Source organism: Streptomyces sp. YS-3, from assembly GCF_045257485.1.
Taxonomy (GTDB): domain Bacteria; phylum Actinomycetota; class Actinomycetes; order Streptomycetales; family Streptomycetaceae; genus Streptomyces.
This window is the reverse complement of the sequence record NZ_JBJHPC010000835.1, coordinates 1-2,344: the sequence shown is the minus strand read 5'-3', so window position 1 is coordinate 2,344 and position 2,344 is coordinate 1. Positions and strand designations below refer to the sequence as shown.

The 2,344-nt window shown below is 67.7% G+C and carries 2 protein-coding genes; both read left to right on the top strand.

All coding sequences use genetic code 11. The features are described from left to right. The first annotated feature begins 465 nt into the window (after positions 1-465). Positions 466-1,263, top strand: coding sequence for an SAM-dependent methyltransferase (locus tag ACJA3G_RS35360; RefSeq protein ID WP_406557123.1), 798 nt, complete (start codon positions 466-468; stop codon positions 1,261-1,263). 101 nt (positions 1,264-1,364) lie between these two features. Then, positions 1,365-2,344 (top strand): helix-turn-helix domain-containing protein (locus ACJA3G_RS35355; RefSeq protein ID WP_406557122.1); only part of this gene is annotated, 980 nt, incomplete at its 3' end.

Here is a 2,344-nt window from a genome sequence, read left to right as displayed (position 1 = left end):
CCCGTCGACTCCGCTGCATGCCCCCCCCAGCCGTCCTCCGGACGTGCGGCGTACACGGACAACAGGACCCCCGCAGGAGGAGGCTCGGCGAAGACGTCACCGGCCGATACGGACTCATGCCACCGCAGCATCCGGACCACTGACACCAAACCCAGACAGCCAACCGGCCGCCGACCAGCACATAGATGGCTTCCACCGACGACACGCGAAGCCGGACGCCTCAGCGACAGATCCCCCGAACTTCACACCCCTTGATGGGCCCCTGCACGCCCTCGCCGGGCAGCCCACACTGCTGCTGTACCGAGTCAACGTGCCTGAGATTCCCGATCACGTCGTCCGTGACGGCGGACTACCGGGAACCGCCGAGGTATCAGATGCACTCACTACCGTCACGGCCTATCAAGTGCGGTGGGACCACGCCTGCGTGCTCGCCCCGCACCCCGACACATCGATGGAGATACTGAGATGACAGAACCCACCCCCAAGTCCACCACGATCGACACGTCCGTCGCCCACAGTGCGCGGGTATGGAACTACTGGCTCGGCGGCAAGGACCACTACCCTGCCGACCAGGCAGCCGGGGACGCCTACAGCAGCAAATACCCTGACATCGTCCCTTTCGCCGGAGAGTCACGCGCCTTCCTGCGCCGCACCGTCACTTACCTGACGAGGGAGGCAGGATTACGCCAGTTCATCGACCTGGGTGCCGGGCTGCCGACCAGCAACAACACGCACGAAGTCGCACAGAGGATTGCTCCCGAGTGCCGAGTCGTCTACGTCGATCACGACCCGATCGTGCTGTTACACGTCCACGCGCTGCTCACCAGCACGAAGGAAGGAGCCACCGCGTATGTCGAGACCGACATGCGCAACACCGAAAGGGTGCTGGCTGGCGCGGCCCAAACGCTCGACATGACACAGCCCATCGCCCTGGTGATCAATGACGTGCTCGGTCACATCGTGGACTGGCAGGAAGCCCTCGGTCTGGTACGCCGACTGGTCGATCAGCTGCCCACAGGCAGCTACCTCGCGCTGAGCCACTCCACTGCCGCCGACGCGTTGCACCGCGAGGTCCAGGAGGAGTACAACACCAGCGGTGCGATCCCCTATATCCTGCGTGAACCCTCCGTCGCAGTGGAGCTGTTCGCCGGCACCGAACTCATTGAACCCGGTTTCACGAGCTGGCCGCGGTGGCGCCCGGACCCCACCACCGGCACGCTCACTGACCGTGCGGGCTGGGGCGGCGTGGCACGGATCCGATGAGCCCAAGCGGTGGCGGGCTCACGCCCGTTCCCTCGGGCAGGCCGACGCTCTACCAGCTGGTGCGGCGACTACAGCGGGCAGCGGCCCGCTCCGACGCCCAGTTGATCACTGAAGTCGCCGCTCTCGCCGAGGGCTGGGCCGTGCTCGTGAACCGCGGAGGTCGCGTGGTGCACAGCAGCTCGCCCGGCGCCGCTGCGGAGGCAATCCTCGCAGCGGAGCGCCCTTTGGCCTACCGCCATCTCATCGTCCGCAAGACGCCCGACTCCACCCTCGTCATCAAACCCGGCTGCACCTCACGCAAACGCACAGCACTCATCCAGTCGACCGCAGTGGATCTGCTGCGGCTGCGTGCAAGCGCCCGCCAGATCGAAGAGAGCACCCGTCTCGAGCAGCGTCAGCACCAGGCGGTGTTGACGCTGCTCCTGGCGGGCCAATCCCAGCTCGCCACGGAGGTACTGGGCTGTGACGCCCTCACCCACGCCACCGTCTTCCGGCTGGCTGGGACGGCTGCCGAAAACGCCTACCACGACCTGTGGCACACTGCGCATCCCTCCGGTCCCTCCGCCTCGCCCCGCACCCTGGTATGCCTGCGGGGCACAGACCTGGCCGTCATCGCCCTGCACGGCCGCCACGGCGACGTCCACCAGCGGTCCACTCTGGTAGCGCGGATCGCTGACCAGCACCGCCTTGCTGGCGGTGCCGCAGAGCCGGTACCACTGGACTTGCTCGCCACCGCTTGGACTGAGGCTGCGGCGGCGCGCAGCGGCGCGTCCAGAGGCTGCCTGGCGCCTGCCACCGCGCTGGGCGCCTACGAACTGCTCCATATCATACCGCCCGACCGGCTTTCCGCCTGGGCCGCACAGGTTCTGCACCCCTTGACCCGCGAACAACGCAGAACCCTCGAGGCCTACCTGCGCGCCGGTTCCGCGGCGGCCGCCGCCTCAGTCCTTGGCATCGCAGAGGGCACCGTGCGCCTGCGTCTGCGCAACGCGAGCACTGCCCTCGCCGCCGAGCTCGACGATCCAGGCACCCAGGCACTGCTCCTCCTTGCCGTCCGCGCACCCGCCACACCCTCCCCCAC